Source organism: Methylobacterium sp. Leaf399 (assembly GCF_001424525.1).
GTDB lineage: Bacteria > Pseudomonadota > Alphaproteobacteria > Rhizobiales > Beijerinckiaceae > Methylobacterium.
Genome location: NZ_LMQK01000012.1, coordinates 116,024 through 135,036 on the forward strand (window position 1 = coordinate 116,024; position 19,013 = coordinate 135,036).

At 70.7% G+C, this 19,013-nt stretch carries 16 protein-coding genes; 11 read left to right on the forward strand and 5 right to left on the reverse strand.

Annotation, left to right across the window (positions count from 1 at the left end):
• Positions 1 to 136 precede the first annotated feature (136 nt).
• The gene (locus tag ASG40_RS08705) at positions 137 to 2,179 is read left to right on the forward strand and encodes a 4Fe-4S binding protein (RefSeq protein ID WP_055883709.1); all 2,043 of its coding nucleotides are present in this window, start codon (positions 137 to 139) and stop codon (positions 2,177 to 2,179) included.
• A gap of 10 nt (positions 2,180 to 2,189) precedes the next feature.
• Here the strand turns inward: ASG40_RS08705 and ASG40_RS08710 are convergent, their stop codons facing one another.
• Positions 2,190 to 3,488, reverse strand: coding sequence for a c-type cytochrome (locus ASG40_RS08710; protein WP_244480572.1), 1,299 nt, complete (start codon positions 3,486 to 3,488; stop codon positions 2,190 to 2,192).
• Positions 3,489 to 3,626: 138 nt separating this feature from the next.
• On the reverse strand, positions 3,627 to 3,767 hold the full coding sequence (locus ASG40_RS21660; protein ID WP_165700239.1) for a hypothetical protein: 141 nt from the start codon (positions 3,765 to 3,767) through the stop codon (positions 3,627 to 3,629).
• 281 nt (positions 3,768 to 4,048) lie between these two features.
• Between ASG40_RS21660 and ASG40_RS08715 the strand changes: the two genes are divergently transcribed.
• The 5 genes from ASG40_RS08715 to ASG40_RS08735 all read left to right on the forward strand — a co-directional run bounded on the left by ASG40_RS08715 (position 4,049) and on the right by ASG40_RS08735 (position 9,216).
• Complete coding sequence (locus tag ASG40_RS08715; protein ID WP_055883713.1) at positions 4,049 to 5,494, forward strand: homospermidine synthase; 1,446 nt, start codon at positions 4,049 to 4,051, stop codon at positions 5,492 to 5,494.
• Positions 5,495 to 5,570: 76 nt separating this feature from the next.
• Entirely contained in the window at positions 5,571 to 6,131 is a 561-nt protein-coding gene (locus ASG40_RS08720; RefSeq protein ID WP_055883716.1) for a Uma2 family endonuclease, read from the forward strand.
• A gap of 70 nt (positions 6,132 to 6,201) precedes the next feature.
• Entirely contained in the window at positions 6,202 to 6,768 is a 567-nt protein-coding gene (locus tag ASG40_RS08725) for a Uma2 family endonuclease (protein ID WP_055883719.1), read from the forward strand.
• Between the two features lie 34 nt (positions 6,769 to 6,802).
• Complete coding sequence (locus ASG40_RS08730) at positions 6,803 to 7,144, forward strand: hypothetical protein (RefSeq protein WP_055883722.1); 342 nt, start codon at positions 6,803 to 6,805, stop codon at positions 7,142 to 7,144.
• Between the two features lie 68 nt (positions 7,145 to 7,212).
• Positions 7,213 to 9,216: a nucleoside-diphosphate sugar epimerase/dehydratase gene (locus ASG40_RS08735; protein ID WP_055883725.1), complete on the forward strand. Its 2,004-nt coding sequence runs from the start codon at positions 7,213 to 7,215 to the stop codon at positions 9,214 to 9,216.
• A 23-nt stretch (positions 9,217 to 9,239) separates the two neighbouring features.
• On the opposite strand, the gene ASG40_RS08740 is transcribed toward ASG40_RS08735, so the two are convergent.
• Genes ASG40_RS08740 through ASG40_RS08750 form a run of 3 tightly spaced genes read right to left on the reverse strand, consistent with a single transcriptional unit; the run spans position 9,240 to position 13,301 of the window.
• Positions 9,240 to 10,184: an NAD-dependent epimerase/dehydratase family protein gene (locus ASG40_RS08740; RefSeq protein ID WP_055884654.1), complete on the reverse strand. Its 945-nt coding sequence runs from the start codon at positions 10,182 to 10,184 to the stop codon at positions 9,240 to 9,242.
• An 11-nt stretch (positions 10,185 to 10,195) separates the two neighbouring features.
• Positions 10,196 to 11,203 carry a glycosyl transferase gene (locus ASG40_RS08745; protein WP_055883728.1) on the reverse strand — a complete coding sequence of 336 codons (1,008 nt, stop codon included), beginning with the start codon at positions 11,201 to 11,203 and terminating at the stop codon, positions 10,196 to 10,198.
• Positions 11,204 to 11,237: 34 nt separating this feature from the next.
• Positions 11,238 to 13,301 carry a methylmalonyl-CoA mutase family protein gene (locus ASG40_RS08750; RefSeq protein ID WP_055883731.1) on the reverse strand — a complete coding sequence of 688 codons (2,064 nt, stop codon included), beginning with the start codon at positions 13,299 to 13,301 and terminating at the stop codon, positions 11,238 to 11,240.
• Between the two features lie 338 nt (positions 13,302 to 13,639).
• Between ASG40_RS08750 and ccrA the strand changes: the two genes are divergently transcribed.
• The 5 genes from ccrA to fliN all read left to right on the forward strand — a co-directional run bounded on the left by ccrA (position 13,640) and on the right by fliN (position 18,957).
• The gene (gene ccrA / locus ASG40_RS08755) at positions 13,640 to 14,923 is read left to right on the forward strand and encodes a crotonyl-CoA carboxylase/reductase (protein WP_055883733.1); all 1,284 of its coding nucleotides are present in this window, start codon (positions 13,640 to 13,642) and stop codon (positions 14,921 to 14,923) included.
• A 355-nt stretch (positions 14,924 to 15,278) separates the two neighbouring features.
• Entirely contained in the window at positions 15,279 to 16,883 is a 1,605-nt protein-coding gene (gene fliF / locus ASG40_RS08760) for a flagellar basal-body MS-ring/collar protein FliF (RefSeq protein ID WP_055883736.1), read from the forward strand.
• Between the two features lie 57 nt (positions 16,884 to 16,940).
• Positions 16,941 to 17,993, forward strand: coding sequence for a flagellar motor switch protein FliG (fliG, locus tag ASG40_RS08765; RefSeq protein ID WP_055883739.1), 1,053 nt, complete (start codon positions 16,941 to 16,943; stop codon positions 17,991 to 17,993).
• Positions 17,990 to 18,592: a FliH/SctL family protein gene (locus ASG40_RS08770; protein ID WP_055883743.1), complete on the forward strand. Its 603-nt coding sequence runs from the start codon at positions 17,990 to 17,992 to the stop codon at positions 18,590 to 18,592. The genes fliG and ASG40_RS08770 overlap by 4 nt, the downstream gene beginning before the upstream one ends.
• 17 nt (positions 18,593 to 18,609) lie before the next feature.
• Positions 18,610 to 18,957, forward strand: coding sequence for a flagellar motor switch protein FliN (fliN, locus tag ASG40_RS08775; protein WP_055883750.1), 348 nt, complete (start codon positions 18,610 to 18,612; stop codon positions 18,955 to 18,957).
• Positions 18,958 to 19,013 lie beyond the last annotated feature (56 nt).

Here is a 19,013-nt window from a genome sequence, read left to right on the forward strand (position 1 = left end):
CTGCGCCAACGGGCCGGGTCCCTTCTTTCGAACGGTTCGAGTATAAGGCGCCGATACGGGAACGCGAAGGGCCGCCGCCCGCGCCCCTTCGGCATCCCCCTCGACCCGTTGTCCTCGCCGCCGAAAGCCTGTCCCTGTGTCCGACCGCGTCGTGTTCGCCTGTTCCTGCGAGGGTACCGTCCCCCTCGATGCCGCCGCCATCGCTCCGGCCTGCGGCGGGCGCCTCGAGACGGCGACCGAGCTCTGCGGCCGCGAGATCGAGCGGCTGGTGGCCAGCCTCGAGTCGGGCGCCGAGGTGACGGTCTCCTGCAGCATGCAGGCGCCGCTCTTTTCCGAACACGCGGCCGAGATCTGGGCCGAGGATCGCCTGACCTGCATCGACATCCGCGAGAGCGCCGGCTGGTCCTCGCAAGGGGCCGCCGCCGGCCCCAAGATCGCCGCGCTTCTGGCCTCGGCCGCCGAGGTCGCCGCCGCGCCGCAGATCCTCACCATGGAGAGCCAGGGCGTCGTCCTGGTCTACGGCCGCGACGAGGTCGCGGTGGAGGCCGGACGAAGGCTCGCGGACCACCTCGACGTCACGGTGCTGCTGAGCCGGCCCGGCGACGTCGCCCCGCCGCGGCGCAACGACTTTCCCGTCCTGAAGGGCACCATCGCCGGCGCCTCGGGACACCTCGGGGCGTTCTCGCTGCGGATCGACGACTACGCCGTCCCCTCCCCCGCCTCGCGCGGCTCGCTGCTGTTCGGCGAGGCGCGCAACGGGGCGACCTCGACCTGCGATCTCGTCCTCGATCTCACCGGCGGAACGCCGCTGTTCCCGGCCCACGACCTCAGAAGCGGCTATGTCCGCGCCGACCCGCGCGATCCCACCGCCGTGGAGGCCGCCCTGTTCTCGGTCTCGCACCTCGTCGGCACCTTCGAGAAGAGCCGGTTCATCGATTTCCACGCCGAACTGTGCGCGCATTCGCGCTCGCGCATCACCGGCTGCACCCGCTGCCTCGACGTGTGCCCGACCGGTGCCATCGCGCCGGCCGGCGAGCACGTGGCGATCGACCCCCATGTCTGTGCCGGCTGCGGCTCCTGCGCCTCGGTCTGCCCCACGGGGGCCGCCGCCTACACCCTTCCCGCCGCCGACGCCCTGATGCGCCGGTTGCGCACCCTGATGCGGGCCTATCACGCGGCCAGCGGCCGCGACGGCGTGGTGCTGTTCCACGACGACGAGCACGGTACGCCGCTGATCCAGGCGCTGGCTCGCTACGGCGACGGCCTGCCGGCGAACGTGCTGCCTGTCGCCGTCAACGAACTGACCCAGATCGGCCCCGAGGCGGTGGCGGCGCTGTTCGCCTACGGCGCCGTCGGCGTCCGGCTGCTGGTGCGTGCCAAGCCCCGGCACGATATCGAGACGGTCCACCGCCTCGCCGCGCTCACCGATACCGTCGTCCGGGCGCTCGGCTACGGCCCGGCGGGCGGCGGCACCGTGGTCGGCCTCATAGAGACGGACGATCCCGACGCCCTGTCGGCGGCGCTCGCGGCGATGCCGCTGGGAACGGCGGCACCCTCGCCCGCCGCCTTCATGCCGGTCGGCCCGAAACGCGACGTCCTTCGGTTCGCGTTCCGCGAATTGCACGTGGCCGCCCCCGCTCCGGTCGCGGTGGTGCCTCTGGCGGCGGACGCGCCGTTCGGTGGCCTCGACATCGATGTCGAGGGCTGCACGCTCTGCCTGTCCTGCGTGAGCGCGTGCCCCACCCATGCGCTGGGCGACAGCCAGGACCGGCCGCTGCTGGCTTTCGACGAGAGCCTGTGCGTGCAATGCGGCCTGTGCGCCGCGACCTGCCCGGAGCGGGTCATCACGCTCAAGCCGCAGATCGATTTCGAGGCCTGGGCCGCGCCGCGCCGCGTGGTGAAGGAGGAGGAGCCGTTCGACTGCGTCGCCTGCGGCAAGCCGTTCGGCACCCGCAGCACGATCGAGCGCGTCATGGCCAAACTCAAGGATCGCCACTGGATGTTCGCCGGCAGTGCGGGCGAGGAGCGCCTGCGCACGCTGATGATGTGCGACACCTGCCGGATCGAGGTCGCCACCAACACCGGCTTCGACCCGCATACGGCGCCCGAGCGCCCCCGGCCCCGCACGAGCGAGGATTATCTGCGCGAGCGGGCCGAGCGCGGCGATCCCCTCGCCTGATCCGGAGCGATCAGTTCGCCCGGGTCGCCTTCTCGAGGAAGCGCACCAGCGCCTCGCGGTCGCCGCGATCGCGGATCGTCTGTTCGGGCATCTTGGTGCCAGGCGTGTAGCGCGAGGGACCGACCTCGAAGAGTTCGGCGATGGTGCGCGCATCCCAGACGATATCGAGGTGCCTGAGCGGTTCGGAGAACCGGTAGCCCGGCGCGCTGGCGATGCGGCGACCGAAGATGCCGCTCAGGGTAGGGCCGGCGCGCGGGCCCTCGTCGGGCGACAGGGTGTGGCAGGCGACGCAGGCGCGAAACACCTCGGCGCCGCGCTCGCCCTTGTAGGCCGCGAGCGCATCGGCCGGGCGGGCCATCGCGAGGGCGCCGATGGGCTCGCCCGTGGCGGCGTTCCAGCGCCGCACCAGCCGGTCGCCGCCGCCGGTGAGCAGTTCGGCCCCGTCCGGCCGGAAGGCCAGCGACCACACCGGCAGGCCGGGTCCGACGAGGTTGAACAGCACCTTTGCCTCCGCCCGCGCGATCATCGCCACGGTGCCCGCCACCGTGGCGGCGGCGATCCGCGTCCCGTCGGGGGAGAGCGCCAGCGCGATGACGGGGTTCGGGGCCAGTTCGACGTCGGCCCTGAGCTGCCCCTGGGCCGATAGGACTCGCACGACGCTGTCTGCACCCGCCGTCACGATCTCACCGTCCGCGGCCACGGCCACGGTGTTGAGCGGCGTGCCCAGGGTGATCACCGCGGGCGGTGCCTCGCCCTCGGCCGGCCAGATCCGCAGGGTGCCGTCGTAGCCCGCCGAGACCAGGCGGCCGTCACCGAGGAAGGCCACCGCGTTGACCGGGCCGGTGTGGCCCGCCAGCGTCCGCACCGCGCCGCCGCCGGTCGAGCGGATCCGGGCGGTGCCGTCCCAGGAGGCGGAGGCGAGGAGGCTCCCGTCGGGCGACAGGGCGAGGCCGGCCACCGGACCCTGGTGGTCGGTGAAGACCGTGACCGGCTCGGGCGATCCGACTTGCCACAGGGCGATGCGACCGTCCTCGCCGCCGGTGAGGAAACGCCCGCCGCCCGCCGCGACCGCGGCGTTGACCGCGCCCTCGTGGACGCGCAGCACCCGCAAGGCCGCACCGGGCTCGATCGCCCAGAGGATCGCCGAGTGGTCGAAGCTGCCGGAGATGGCGAGCCCGCCGTCGGGCGCCACCGCCAGGGCCCGCACCGGCCCGCCGTGGCCCTGCCATTGCGCGCGTGCCACGGGCGGGCCCGCAGCGAGCAGCAGGACGGCGGCGAGGATCGTCGCCCGCCACGAAGGCGGGAGCACGCGGTGGGCTCGGGACACATCCATCATGCGGGATGGTTAAGCAGGTTCGCGCGGGCGGGCCAACGCCTCGGCCGGCGCGGATCTCGATTTGTCGCAGACCCAGAACGGCGAACCGCCAAGGCCACGCGCGGACCCGGTTCAGGCCGCGTTGTCCCGGTGGCGGCCGAGGCGGCGCTGCCAGGCGTTCACCAGGGCGGCGGCGAGGGTGAGGATGCCCGGATCGCGGTCGAGGACGTCCTCGGCCGGCTGCGGCAGGGTGGTGGCGAGAAAAACCAGCATGGTCGGCTCCTGAAGCGGAGAGTGGTGGAACCCGCTTTGTTGCAGTGCAATATCAGCCCTCCCCCGTCGTTGCCGCAACCGGCCGTCACGCCGGGACGGCCATGCAGGGGCCTCATGCGCCGGCCGCGATTCCGGCGCGATCGACGCCGCCGCTGTTGACCGCTCCGGCCTGCGCCTCCACTGAACCCGTCGCTCATTCGTCATTCCCGCCGGTTAAGCCGGCAAACTCCGGGATCGGGACACTCCCGATTCCGGAGCGAACCAGAAGGATCGTCCGCGCCATGACCGACTCCCCCTCCTCCTGGCCCGTGCACGGGCGCATCAGCGGCCCCATCGTGATGATCGGCTTCGGTTCGATCGGCCGCGGCACGCTCCCGCTGATCGAGCGCCACTTCGAGTACGACAAGGCCCGCTTCACCGTCATCGAGCCCTCCGACGCCCACAAGGCTCTGGCGGACCGGCACGGCCTGCGCTTCGAGCAGGTGGCGCTGACCCGCGAGAACTATCGCGACGTCCTCACCCCGCTCCTCACCGAGGGCGGTGGCCAGGGCTTCTGCGTCAACGTCTCGGTCGACACCTCGTCCCGCGCCATCATGGAACTGTGCCGCGAGCTCGGCTGCCTCTACATCGACACCGTCGCCGAGCCCTGGCCGGGCTTCTACTTCGACAAGTCGAAGAGCCAGGGCGACCGCACCAACTACGCCCTGCGCGAGGACATCCTCGCCGCCCGGGCCGCCGCGCCCGGCGGCACCACGGCCGTCTCCTGCTGCGGTGCCAACCCCGGCATGGTGTCCTGGTTCGTCAAGCAGGGCCTCCTCAACGTGGCGGCCGACCTCGGCCTTTCGGCGCTCGAGCCCAAGACCCGCGCCGAATGGGGCAAGCTCATGCGCGAGGTCGGCGTCAAGGGCATCCACATCGCCGAGCGCGACACCCAGCGCGCCAAGACCCCCAAGCCCCGGGGTGTGTTCGTGAACACCTGGTCGGTGGAGGGCTTCGTCTCCGAGGGCAACCAGCCGGCCGAGCTCGGCTGGGGCACCCACGAGACCTGGCGCCCCGACAACGCCCGCGACCAGGAGAAGGGCTCGCGCTGCGCCATCTACCTGCTGCAGCCCGGCGCCGACACCCGCGTGCGCTCGTGGACCCCCACCGCCCAGGCGCAGTTCGGCTTCCTCGTAACCCACAACGAGGCGGTCTCGATCTCCGACTACTACACGGTGATGGAGGGGAGCCGCGCTGCCTACCGCCCGACCTGTCACTATGCCTATCATCCGGCCGACGACGCCGTGCTGTCGCTGCACGAGATGTTCGGCAAGGCCGCCGCCGTGCAGGAGAAGCACCACATCCTCGACGAGACCGAGATCGTCGACGGCATCGACGAGCTCGGCGTGCTGCTCTACGGCCACGCCAAGAACGCTTACTGGTTCGGCTCGCAGCTCTCCATCGAGGAGACGCGCCGCATCGCGCCCTACCAGAATGCCACCGGCCTTCAGGTGACCTCCGCCGTGCTCGCGGGCATGGTCTGGGCGCTGGAAAACCCGGAGGCGGGCATCGTCGAGGCCGACGAGATGGACTTCCGCCGCTGCCTCGAAGTCCAGATGCCGTATCTCGGCCCGGTCGTGGGCGTCTACACCGACTGGACCCCGCTTACCGGCCGCCCCGGCCTGTTCCCTGAGGACATCGACGAGAGCGACCCCTGGCAGTTCCGCAACGTGCTCGTTCACGGCTGACCGGCACCTCGGCCGTTCGCACCGTGGCGGACGGCCTGGCGGCGGCTACGGTGATCCTCCGAACGAAGGATCAGCCATGGCAGTCGCGGTTCGGCGTGAAACCGGGATGAGCGTCGCCGAGTATCGGACCTGGGTCGCGGACCGCCCGGACGACGAGCGTTGGAAGTTGCTGGACGGAGAGCCCGAGCTGATGTCGCCGCCGAACGCGCGACATCAGCGCATCGTCATGAAGTTGGGCCGGCATCTCGATCGCCTTGCCGAGCGGCGCGGTCGCAACGCGTTGCCCGGCCTCGGCGTCCTCAGCGCGGCGATGGACGATGTCGGGCCGATCCCCGACGTCGTGGTCATCTGCGGGCCGCTGCCGCCGGACGGTTACACCCATGATCCGGTGCTCGTGGCCGAGGTGCTGTCCCCGTCGACCATGACCGACGATCTCGGCCGCAACACCGGTTTCCATCGCTCCGTGCAGAGCCTGCGCACCTTCCTGATCGTCGACCAGGACCAGCCCAGGGTCGAACTCTGGAGTCGCGGCGACGGTTGGAGCATGCATGGCCTCGGTCTCGGCGGGGTGATCGAGCTGCCCGAACTCGGCGGTTCGCTGGCCGTCGGCGACATCTACGCGCGCGTGACGTTCTGACGAGGCGGCTGCGGTGTTGCGGCGCTCCGGCGGGGTGCTACCATCGCCGCTTCCATCGGGAGGGCGTGCCATGGCCGTCGCGGCGCGACGCTACACCCATATGACCGTCGCCGAGTTCCGCACCTGGGTCGAGGCCAAGCCCGATTGGGAGCGCTGGGAGCTGCTCGACGGCGTGCCGATCTTGATGTCGCCCCCGCGCGAACGGCATCAGGGAATCGTCGCCAATCTAATCGTGGCTCTCTCACCAGTGGCGCGAGACAAGGGCTGCCGCGCCCTGCCCGGCCTCGCCATCCTCAGCGAGGCGATGGACGATTTCGCGCCGATCCCCGACGTGGTGGTGCGATGCGGGCCGCTGCTCCCCGACGGCTATGCGCCCGATCCGCTGCTCGTGGCCGAAGTCCTCTCGCCCTCGACGCTGTCGACCGATCGCGGCCGCAAGGTCGATTTCTACCAGACGGTGGAGACGCTCCGGCACATCCTGATCGTCTATCAGGACGAGGCCCGCATCGAGGTGTTCCGGCGCAGCGGTCCCGGGGAGTGGGACCGGACGGTGCTCGGCCTCGACGCCGCGATCGACCTGCCCGAACTCGGCGGTGCGGTCGCGGTGCGCGACGTGTACACCGGCATCGTGTTCTGACCCGCCGCCCCGAACGCCCGACCCAGGACCCGCCTTGCCCCATTTCGAAGACGTCAATGCCGACAAGCTGCGCGGCTCCCTCGGCGTCACCGACGCCGAATCGGTTCTCGACCTGCGCGAGACCAACAGGCCCACCGCCGAGGCTTCGCTCAAGGAGATGATCGAGCGCAGCCGCTTCTCGCGCGGCAAGACCGTGGCGATCCGCCTCGCGCCTCCCCCGGAGGGCGGCGGCGAGACCCTGTTCCAACCCGTCGGGCGGATGCTGCTGGAGGCCAAGCGCAAGGGCTTCGTCGACCGTCTCCACCCGCTGCCGGCGGGCGACGGGCTCGGCTTCTACGTGGCGCTGGCCGGTAAGCCGCAGCGGGAGGCCGAGTAGGCGCAGGCGGCGGCGCGCCCGCGTTGACATCGCGCGGGCCCGCGCCGATACCGCCGGCCGGGCGGCCCATGCAGCAGCGCACATACAAACTGGCGGTGATGGTTGCCCACGATCTCGTGGCGACCGCGCTGGCCGTGATCCTCACCTTCGTGTTCCGGTTCGACGGCGCCCTCCTCGCCGAGCGATTGCACGCGCTTCCGCTCCTGCTGCCGCCGTTCGTGCTGTTCGCCGGCTTCGTCTACGCCCGGTTCAGGCTCTACCGCACCAAGTGGCGCTTCGCCTCGCTGCCCGATCTCGCCGGCATCGTGCGGGCCGCCAGCGTCCTGGCCCTGACGCTGCTGGTGCTCGACTACGTGCTCGTCTCCTCGACGATGTACGGGTTCTATTTCTTCGGAAAGATCGCCATTGGGCTGTACTGGGTGCTGCAGGTGTTCCTGCTCGGCGGCATGCGGCTGGCGTTCCGCTACGTCAAATACGCCCGCTCGCGCCAGACCCAGGCCCGCAACGCCTCGACGCCGACGCTCCTGCTCGGCCGCGGGTCGGACATCGAGATCGTGCTGAGGGCGATCGAGGCGGGATCGATCCGCCGCCTCTCTCCCAAGGGCATCCTGTCGCCCCGCGCCGACGAAGCCGGCCAGACCATGCGCGGCGTGCCCGTGCTCGGCGGCTTTTCCGACCTCGAAGCGGTCATCGCGGGACTGGCCGAGCGGGGCACGCCGGTGCGGCGCCTCGTGGCGACCCCGAGCGCCCTGGCGCCGGAATCCGAGCCCGACGACCTCATCGCGCGCGCCCGCCGCCTCGGCCTGCCGCTGTCGCGGGCGACGAGCCTGGGCGACGGGATGCGCGACACCGAACTCGCGCCCCTCGAGATCGAGGACCTGCTGCTGCGCCCGACCGTGTCGATCGACCGGCCGCGGCTCGAGCGCTTCCTGCACGGGTCGCGGGTGATCGTCACCGGCGGCGGCGGGTCGATCGGCGCCGAGATCTGCGCGCGCGCGGTGGCCTTCGGAGCCAGCGCCGTCCTGGTGGTGGAGAGTTCCGAGCCCGCGCTCCACGGCGTCCTCAACCAGCCGGCGCTCCAGGATGCGCAGGCCGAAGTCAGCGGCGCGCTCGCCGACATCCGCGACGGCACGCGCCTGCGCGAGGTCTTCGCGGCGTTCCGGCCCGACTACGTGTTCCACGCGGCCGCGCTCAAGCAGGTGCCCTATCTGGAGCGCGACTGGACCGAGGGCATCAAGACCAACGTCTTCGGCTCGATCAACGTCGCCGAGGCGACCCTGGCCACGGGCGCCCGGGCCATGGTGATGATCTCCACCGACAAGGCGATCGAGCCGGTGTCGCAGCTCGGCGTCACCAAGCGCCTCGCCGAGATGGTGGCGCAGGCCCACGACGCCGAGCAGGCGGCCGGCGGCGCGCGCTGCCCGACCCGGCTGATCGCGGTGCGCTTCGGCAACGTACTGGGCTCTGTCGGCTCGGTGGTGCCGGTGTTCAAGGCGCAGATCGCCCGCGGCGGTCCCGTCACCGTGACCCACCCCGACATGGTGCGCTACTTCATGACGGTGCGCGAGGCCGCAGACCTCGTCCTCACCGCCGCCTCCCACGCCGACCGCGAGGGACGGGCTGCCCCCGATGCCGCCACCGACCAGCGCGCGGCGGTCTACGTCCTCAAGATGGGCCAGCCGGTGCGCATCCGCGATCTCGCCGAGCGCATGATCCGGCTCGCCGGCTTCGAGCCCGGCGAGGACATCGAGATCGCGGTCACCGGCGCAAGGCCCGGCGAGCGCCTCAACGAGATCCTGTTCGCCCGCGAGGAACCCCGCGTCAGCCTCGACGGGATCGACGGCGTGATGGCGGCCAAGCCGATCTTCGCCGACCGTAGGATCCTCGACGGCTGGATCGTCCGTCTTCAGGCGGCGGTGACGGCGGGCGACAGGGCGGCGGCCGAGGCGGTGTTCGAGGAGGCGATCCCGGATTTCCGTCACCGCGTGGCAGCGTCGGCGAGCGTCGACGTGCCGGCTCCCTCCCATGACGCCGCCGCGTCCGTGACCGCGAGCCTCGCCCTCCAGGGCTGATCGAGGAGGCTCGGAGGTCTCGATTATGTGGACGGGCCGTCCGCCTCGGCGGTCGAACGCGCCAAAGCGGCGAGACCGGCGCGACTCGTCGTGCGCGGAACCCAGCCGAGGGCCGACAAGCCGGCCGAATCCGCCACCAGGTCGGAGGCGACCCGGGCGAAGGCCTCGCTGCGCCCGCCGAGGCGGCAGGCGAGTTCCAGCAGCGCCGGCGGGCACGGCAGCAGGCCGGCCCGGCGGCCGAGCCCCTCACGGAACGCCGCGATCATCTCGGGCAGCGTCAGCGGATCGGGCTCGGCCACGACGAGGGATCGGCGCAGGGGAGCCGGCGCGTCCAGGGCCGTCATCACCGCGTCGGACAGGCTCTCCAGCGAGACGAGGGAGCGACGTCCCCCGAGGCTGGCGAGCGGCAGCGGATAGGGCGAGCGCGCCAGTGCCATGAGCGATGCCATGTTGCCCTTCATGCCGGCGCCGTAGACCAGCACCGGGCGCAGGGCGACCCAGTCGATGTCGAGTCGCGACAGCGCCACCTCGGCATCGCGTTTGGAACGGCCGTAGGCGTCGGTGGGAGCCGGTTCGTCGGTGTCGCGCACGACGCCCGGCGCGCTCCACCCGGTCTGGGCCCGGATCGAGGACAGGAACACGAACCGGCGCACCCGCGCCCGCGCCGCGGCCTCCCCGAGCCGGCGCGTCGCCTCGGTGTTGGAGGCGCGGTAGTCGTCTTCCGGCGCACCCGACATCGCATGCGCCAGCCCGGCGGAATGGACGACGGCATCGACGCCGGCGAGGGCCGCGGCCATGTTCATCGGCCGGGTGAGGTCGCCGACGACGGCGCCGCTCGCCCCGTCCGGCACCGACACCGGCCGGCGCAGCAGCACGCGCACGCGAAAGCCGCGGGCGGACAGGCTGCGCAGGAGATGGCGCCCGATGAAGCCTGTGGCGCCGGTCAGCGCGATCAGCGGTCCGCCCACGCGTTCGGTCCTCATCCCATCTTCGGGCGGGGATGCGAGAAGCCGCGCAGCACCCAGGCGACCGCGCCCGCTCCGAGCGCCAGCGCGCTAAGCGTGACGGGCCAGGACGGCCAAAGCAAGGTGAGCCCGGCCAGGGCCGCGAGCCCGAGGTTCAGGACGAAGACCCGGGTCACCACGCCCATCACCGACAGCCCGTTGACGGTGGCGCGCTGGTAGTAGTGGCTGCGGTGCGCCTCCCACACCCGTTCGCCGCGGGCCGCCCTGCGGACCAGGGTGATCGTCGCATCCGCCAGATAATAGAGCGGCAGGAGGATCGCTGAGGCGAGGCCGCCATCAAGGGCGAGGCGGTAGAGCAGCCAGGCGACGGCGAGTCCGATCGGCAGCGAGCCGACATCGCCGAGGAAGAGCCGCGCCACCGGGCGGTTGAAGGGCGCGAAGCCCAGGAGCGCCCCGAGTAGGGACGCCGCCACGAGCACCGGAAGCGGATCGAGGCCGCCGGCCAGGCCGAGGAGGGCGAGCGCCGCGCACAGCGGCACCATCTCGGCCACCGTCATCCAGTCGACCCCGTCCATGAAGTTGGTAAGGTTCACGAACCAGAGCCCGGCGAGGATGGCGAGCCCCCGCTCGAGCGGCAGCGGGATCGCGGGCAGGAGCCGTCCGCCCACCGCGGCGACCAGCCCGGCGACCACGAGGCCCTGTAGGACGAGCCGCAAAGAGGCCGGCAGCGGCCGGATGTCGTCCACGGCGCCGACGATGGCGAGGGCGGTGGCGGCGAGGCCGAGGACGACGACCTCGATGACCGCCAGGTCGTCGGCCTGCCCGGCGACCAGGAGACCCGTCGCCGCGATGGCCGCGACGATCACCGCGATGCCGCCGCCCTGGGGCGTCGGCACACTGTGGCTCGAGCGCGCGTTCGGCCGGGCCAGGGCATAGCGAACGAGGAGGGGACGCAGGGCGATCACGAGCCCGGCGCTCAACCCGGCGGCAAGGGGAACGGCGACGAGGGGCGCGAAGGTCATCGGGACAGGCAGGCCGTGTCGCGCCGGGCGGCCCTCAGAACACCTTCTCGGCGCCGTCGCGCGGCGCGGACCCCGCCACGCCGGCCGCCGCGTCCGCCCGTTCGGCGGCCTGCTTGTCCAGCGCGCGCCCGACGACCTTGGCGATGCCGATCATGATCGTGTCGAGGATGTAGTCCTTGGGCGTGTAGACGGCGGTCACGCCCATGTTCTTGAGCACGAGTTCGTCGTCGGGGGAGATGATGCCGCCCACCACCAGCGGCACGTGGTCGAGGCCGGCCTCCCGCATCTTCGCCTTGACGTCGCGCACCAGGGGCACGTGGCTGCCCGACAGGATCGACAGGCCGACCACATGGGCGCCGGTCTCGCGCGCCTTGGCCACGATCTCCGCCGGGGTCTGGCGGATGCCGTCGTAGGTCACGTCGAAGCCCACGTCGCGGGCGCGCAGCGCGATCTGCTCGGCGCCGTTGGAATGGCCGTCGAGCCCGGGCTTGCCCACCACCATCCGCGGCTGCTCGCCGAGCCGCTCGCCGAGGTCGGCGATGAGGAGCTTGGCCTCCTCGGCCGCGCCCGACGACACCGTCTCCAGCGTCACGCCGGTGGGTGCGCGGTACTCGCCGAAGACCTCGCGCAGGCGCCCGCCCCACTCGCCGGTGGTGACCCCCGCCTTCGCGGCGGCGATGGAGACCGGCATGATGTTGGCGCCCGAGCGCGCTGCCGCCTCGAGCTCGTCGAGGGCCTTGTCCACCGCCTTCTGGTCGCGCTTGGCCCGCCAGGCGCGGATGCCCTGCTCGGCCTCCATCTCCACGGTCTCGGAGACCGTGAAGATCGCCCCCTCCCCGGCCGTGAGGGGGGAGGGCTCGCCGGCCTGGAACTTGTTGACGCCGACCACGATCTGGTCGCCGGCCTCGATGGCCGAGATGCGCTTGGCGTTGGATTCCACCAGCGCCCGCTTGAGGGCCCCGGTCTCCACCGCCGCCACGGCACCGCCGATGCCGCCGATCTGCTCCAGCGCCGCGCGGGTCTGCGCCTTGAGGTCCTCGACCTTGGCGTCGATGACCTTGGAGCCGTCGAAGATGTCGTCGTATTCGAGGAGGTCGGTCTCGAAGGCGAGGATCTGCTGCATGCGCATGGACCACTGCTGGTCCCACGGGCGCGGCAGGCCCAGGGCCTCGTTCCAGGCCGGCAGCTGCACGGCCCGCGCACGGGCGCGCTTGGAGAGCGTCACGGCCAGCATCTCGATGAGGATGCGGTGGACGTTGTTCTCGGGCTGCTGCTCCGTGAGGCCGAGCGAATTCACCTGGACGCCGTAGCGAAAGATGCGCTTCTTCGGGTCGGTGATGCCGTAGCGCTCCTGGGCGATCTCGTCCCAGAGTTCGGAGAACGCCCGCATCTTGCAGATCTCGGTGACGAACCGCATGCCGGCGTTCACGAAGAACGAGATGCGGCTGAACACGTCGGCGAAGCTCGCCTCGTCGAAATCGGGGTCGTCGCGCACGGTGTCGAGCACCGCGATGGCGATGGCGAGGGCGTAGGACAGCTCCTGGACCGGCGTCGCCCCCGCTTCCTGCAGGTGGTAGGAGCAGACGTTCATCGGGTTCCACTTCGGTACTTCCTTGGTCGTGAACAGGATCACGTCCTTGGTCAGCCGAAGGGAGGGTGCGGGCGGAAACACGTAGGTGCCGCGCGACAGGTATTCCTTGATGATGTCGTTCTGCGTCGTCCCCTGCAGCCCGCTGAGCGGCACGCCCTGCTCCTCGGCCACCGCGAGATAGAGCGACAGCAGCCACGGCGCCGTGGCGTTAATCGTCATCGAGGTGTTCATCTGGCTGAGCGGGATGTCGGCGAACAGGGTCCGCATGTCGCCCAGGTGCGCGATCGAGACACCGACCTTGCCGACTTCGCCGCGGGCGAGTTCGTGGTCCGGGTCGTAGCCGGTCTGGGTCGGCAGGTCGAAGGCCACCGAGAGGCCGGTCTGGCCCTTGGCGAGGTTGCCCCGGTAGAGCGCGTTCGATTCCTTGGCGTTGGAGTGCCCGGCATAGGTCCGGATGATCCAGGGTTTGTCGCGCTTGACCTCGGCGATGGTCGCGTTCGCGCTCATTCCACGTGGCTCCGTCTCTTGTCGTTCGGCGCGGCCCGTGCCGCTTTCTGAGCGGCACCCTAGCCAAGCCGCGGGCGCCCGTCATCTGCCGGTGGGTGAAACCGGCGAGGCGACGCGGCGCGAGCGTCTGAAAAATTGTTCACGCCACCATGAAGCGATTTGAAACCGATCGGTCGTTGCAAGGCGGGGAACGCCATTAATACTGCATACCAGGCCCTTCGGGACGTCTGAGGCCGCGTTTTACCTGGGATGGGACCGCTTCCGAGCGTTTTGGGGGCCTTGGAGCGGCTACGGTTCGCCGATATAGGGGCGGCAGAGAACAATCAGGGAGAGCCAGGATGTCGGCAGGGGCGCAGGTGAAACAGGGCGAGGTCAAGGACCTCTACGAGCTCGGCGAGATCCCGCCGCTCGGGCACGTGCCGGCCAAGATGTACGCCTGGGCGATCCGACGCGAGCGCCACGGGCCTCCGGAGGAGTCGTTCCAGGTCGAGGTCCTGCCGGTCTGGGACATCGGCGACGACGAGGTGCTGGTCTACGTCATGGCCGCGGGCATCAACTACAACGGCGTCTGGGCCGGCCTCGGCGAGCCGATCTCGCCCTTCGACGTGCACAAGACGGAGTACCACATCGCGGGGTCCGACGCCTCGGGCATCGTCTGGGCGGTGGGCTCCAAGGTCAAGCGCTGGAAGGTCGGCGACGAGGTCATCATCCACTGCAACCAGGACGACGGCGACGACGAGGAGTGCAACGGCGGCGACCCGATGTTCTCGCCCTCGCAGCGGATCTGGGGCTACGAGACCGGGGACGGCTCCTTCGCGCAGTTCTGCCGGGTGCAGTCGCGCCAGCTCATGAAGCGGCCCCAGCACCTGACCTGGGAGGAAGGCGCCTGCTACACGCTCACCCTCGCCACCGCCTACCGCATGCTGTTCGGCCACGCCCCCCACACCGTCCGGCCCGGCCAGAACGTGCTCATCTGGGGCGCCTCCGGCGGCCTCGGCGTGTTCGGCGTGCAGCTCTGCGCGGCCAGCGGAGCCAACGCCATCGCGGTGATCTCGGACGAGTCGAAGCGCGACTACGTCATGAGCCTGGGTGCCAAGGGCGTCATCAACCGCAAGGACTTCGACTGCTGGGGCCAGCTGCCCAAGGTGAACAGCCCCGAGTTCCACGCCTGGACCAAGGAAGCGCGCAAGTTCGGCAAGGCGATCTGGGACATCACCGGCAAGGGCAACGACGTCGACATCGTGTTTGAGCACCCGGGCGAGGCGACCTTCCCGGTCTCGGCCCTCGTGGTGAAGCGCGGCGGCATGGTGGTGTTCTGCGCCGGCACCACCGGCTTCAACATCACGTTCGACGCCCGCTACGTCTGGATGCGCCAGAAGCGCATCCAGGGGTCGCATTTCGCACACCTCAAGCAGGCCTCGGCGGCCAACCAGTTCGTGCTCGACCAGCGCATCGACCCGTGCATGAGCGAGGTGTTCCCGTGGGACAAGATTCCCCACGCCCACACCAAGATGTGGAAGAACCAGCACCCGCCGGGCAACATGGCCTGCCTGGTCAACGCGCCGCGCGCCGGCCTGCGCACCCTCGAGGACGTGATCGAGGCAGGCCCGCTCAAGCGCTGAGCGGGTCGAACGGCGCATCGCCTACCGAGGCCTTCGACCACACGGTCGGAGGCCTTTTTGCTGCGACCCGGCGGGAGGTGGCGCCGAGCCGAGATTCGGGATGCGGGCCGGCGCTCCTCGCCTGCGCCTAACGGCCTCGTGGGGAGCGTGACCTGCGGGCGACCAAGGGGCCGTCCTGTGGCAGGTCCGCTCTTTTCGGGTTCGGCCGAACCGCCGGGCAACCGTATCGGCCGATTTCGCGGCTGCCCGGCCGCGATCCGCCCATTCGTTAACCACACGCTAACCACGGCCTGGGCAAATTTTGCCGAGCCGGGCGGGTGAGCCGCCAGGCTCGGACGGGTGGGTTGGTCGCGTCGTGAAATCGGTCCTCGAACTGGTGACCAAGCTGGGGCCGGCGCGCCTCGCCGCCATGGCGGCCGTCACCCTGACGCTGGTCGGCTTCTTCGCCTTCGTGATCCTGCGGGTCTCCAAGCCCGACATGGGCGTCCTGTTCGCCGACCTCTCGATGCAGGATTCCAGCGCCGTCATCCGCGACCTCGACACGCGCGGCATCCGCTACGAGACCAAGGGCGATGCCGGGCAGACGATCATGGCCCCGCGCGCCGACCTGCCGCGCCTGCGCATGGATCTCGCCGGCAAGGGCCTGCCGAGCGCCACCGGCGTCGGCTACGAGATCTTCGACAAGGGCGATGCCTTCTCGTCCACCAACTTCGTCCAGAACGTGAACCATCTGCGCGCGCTCGAAGGGGAGCTGTCGCGCTCGATCCGCGCCATCGGCCGGGTCCAGGCCGCCCGCGTCCACCTCGTCATGCCCGAGCGGCGCCTGTTCGAGCGCGACCGGGAAGCCCCGAGCGCGTCGATCATCCTGAAGCTGATGGGCGACCTCGACGCCTCTCAGGTGCGGGCGATCCGGCACCTGGCGGCTTCCGCCGTGGAGGGGCTCAAGCCCGAGCGCATCTCCATCGTCGACGAGCGCGGACGCCTGCTGGCCGATGGCGCCCGTGGCGCCGAGGCCGAGACCGGTGCCGGCATGGAGGAGAAGCAGACCGGGATCGAGCGCCGCCTGCGCTCGCAGATCGAGGAGATCGTGGCGGGCATCGTCGGCCAGGGCCGCGCCCGCATCCAGGTGAACGCCCAGCTCGATACCCAGCGCATCGAGAGCCGCTCGGAGACCTTCGATCCCGAGAGCCGGGTGGTGCGCTCCACCCAGACCCGCAGCGAGACCTCGCAGACCAGCGCCGCCGAGGGCGCCACCACCGTGGGCAACGAGCTGCCCGGGGCCGAGAAGCCCGGCGCGGTGCCGGGGCCCAGGGACGCCTCCAACAAGAACGAGGAGACCACCAACTACGAGATCTCGCGCGTCACCAAGACCGAGCTCCTGGAAGGCGGCCGCATCAAGCGCCTTTCGGTGGCCGTCGTGGTGGACGGCGCCTACGTGCCCGGTGCCGACGGCAGGCCGAGCTACCAGCCGCGGCCGGCAGCCGAGATGGACCGCATCGCCGCCCTGGTGCGGTCGGCGATCGGCTTCGACAAGGGCCGCGGCGACCAGGTCGAGGTGGTCAACCTGCGCTTTGCCGAGACGCCGGCCACGCCCGAGTTCATCGAGCCCTCCCTGGTGCAGTCGTTCCTCTCCCCCACGAAGGAAGACGTGCTGCGCATCGTCGAGCTCGCCGTGCTCGCCATGCTCACCCTGGTGGTTCTCCTGGCCGTGGTGCGGCCGCTGGTGCGCCGGGTTCTGACCCCGGAACCCCTGCCGGCCCGCCTCGTGCTCGCCGGCGGCCTTCCCGGCCCCGAGGGCGAAGCGATGGTCTCGCGCGAGAACAAGACCGCGCAGCTCGTCGATTTCGCCCAGCTCAACGGCAAGGTCCAGGCCGAGACCGTCCAGCGGGTGGTCGACATGGTGCGTGCCAGCCCCGGCGAGACCGTCGAGGTCATCCGCAACTGGATTCAGGAGAATTGAACGCGGTGGTGCCCACTCTGTCGACGATGTCCGTCATGAGTTCCTGGAGTTGATGGTATGGCCTCGGGTTTGAACGTCGCCAAGGAACTCGCCCAGCTCGGCGGCGACGGCTTTGCCAACATGCCCGGCGCCCAGCGCGCCGCGGCACTCCTGCTGCTGCTCGGCGACACCGAAGGCGCGCCGATCTGGCAGATGCTGGAGGAGGACGAGATCAAGAAGGTCTCGCACGCCATGGTCCAGCTCGGCTCCCTCGAGGCCGAGACGGTGGAGAAGCTCATCGTCGACTTCGTGTCGCGGCTGTCCTCGGGCGGCGGCATCACCTCGAACTTCGAGCGGACCGAGTCGCTCCTGCTCAAGATCTTCCCGCAGGACCAGGTCTCCTCGATCATGGCGGAGATCAAGGGCGCCAGCGCCAAGCGGGTCTGGGGCAGCATCACCCAGATCGATCCCGAGATCCTGGCCTCGTTCCTGCGCAACGAATACCCCCAGACCGTGGCCGTGGTGCTCTCGAAGGTCCGGGCGGAATACGCCGCCAAGGTGCTCACCATCCTGCCGGAGGACTTCGCCATCGACGTCCTCAACCGCATGCTGCGGATGGAGACGGTGCAGAAGGAGGCGCTGCGCCACATCGAGGAGACGCTGCGGGTGGAGTTCGTCTCCACCATCGCCCAGACCACCCGGCGCGACGCCCACGAACTCATGGCCGACGTCTTCAACGCCTTCGACCGCCAGACCGAAGGACGGTTCCTCTCGGCCCTCGACCAGGCGAACCGGGGGGCGGCCAAGAAGATCCGCCAGCTCATGTTCACCTTCGAGGATCTGCTCAAGCTCGATCCGGGCAGCGTCCAGACGCTGCTGCGCAAGGTCGACAACGACACCCTCTGCCGCGCCCTCAAGGGCGCCGACGAGCGCGTGCGCAGCTTCTTCCTCGGCAACATGTCCACCCGCGCGGCCAAGAACATCACCGACGAGATGGGCTCCCTCGGTCCCATCCGCCTCAAGGACGTCGACGAGGCGCAGGCCAAGATGACCGAGCTCGCCAAGGAGCTCGCCGAGAAGGGCGAGATCATGATCGCCAAGTCGAGCGGCGAAGAGGAGCTGGTCTATTGAACGCCCATCGCTTCCTGTTCGACAACGACTTCCGCCGGCCCGACAGCGGCGCCGCCGCCGAGAAGGAGGCCGCCGCCCTGGCGCAGGCCGTGGCGCAGGCCCATGCCCGCGGCGTCCAGGAGGGGCGCGCCCAGGCCGAGCGGCAGGCGCAGGCGCGGATGGCCGACGCCCTCACCCGCCTCGGCCTCGCCGCCGCCGGGCTCCTCGGCCAAGCCGATGCCCGCGACGCCGAGCGCGAGGCCGAGGCGATCGCCTTCGCCATGGCGCTGGCGCGCAAGATCGCCGGCGACGCCCTCGATTCCCAGCCGCTCGAGGCGATCGCCGATGCGGCCCGCGCCGCCCTCCAGCACCTGCGCGGCGTTCCCCACCTCGTGGTGCGGGTCCACGACAGCCTGCTCGACGAGGCCGAGGCCCTGGTGAAGCGCCTCGCGCGCGAGCGCGGCTTCGAGGGCCGGCTCGTCGTCCTCGGCGAGCCGCACATGGCACCCGGCGACGCCCGCATGGAATGGGCCGACGGCGGCGTGGTGCGCGATCGCGCCCGCATCGAAGCCGCCGTCCTCGAATCCCTCGGCCAGCCCAGCCCCTCCCCTCCCGTCTGACACACCCGCGAGCCCCCATGTCCGCCGACGATTTCAGCCTGCCTCAGCTCAATGGCGGCGACGCCTCCTTCGACGGTCTCGGCACCGAGTCGATCCGCGACGCGCCCACCACGCCCAAGAGCGCTTCGGACCTGGAGCAGGTCTTCGACGTGCCCGTGGTGGTCTCGGCGGTGCTGGGGTCCTCGCGGATGCCGATCGGCGACCTCCTGCGGCTCCAGCCCGGCGCCGTGCTCGAACTCGACCGCAAGGTCGGCGAGGCCATCGACATCTTCGTGAACAACCGCCTCGTCGCCCGCGGCGAGGTCGTGCTGGTCGAGGAGCGCCTGGGCGTCACCATGACCGAGATCATCAAGAGCGACGACTGACCGCTCGACGCTCCGACCATCGCGCAGACGGCCGCTCCAGGCCCTCGACCAAGGAT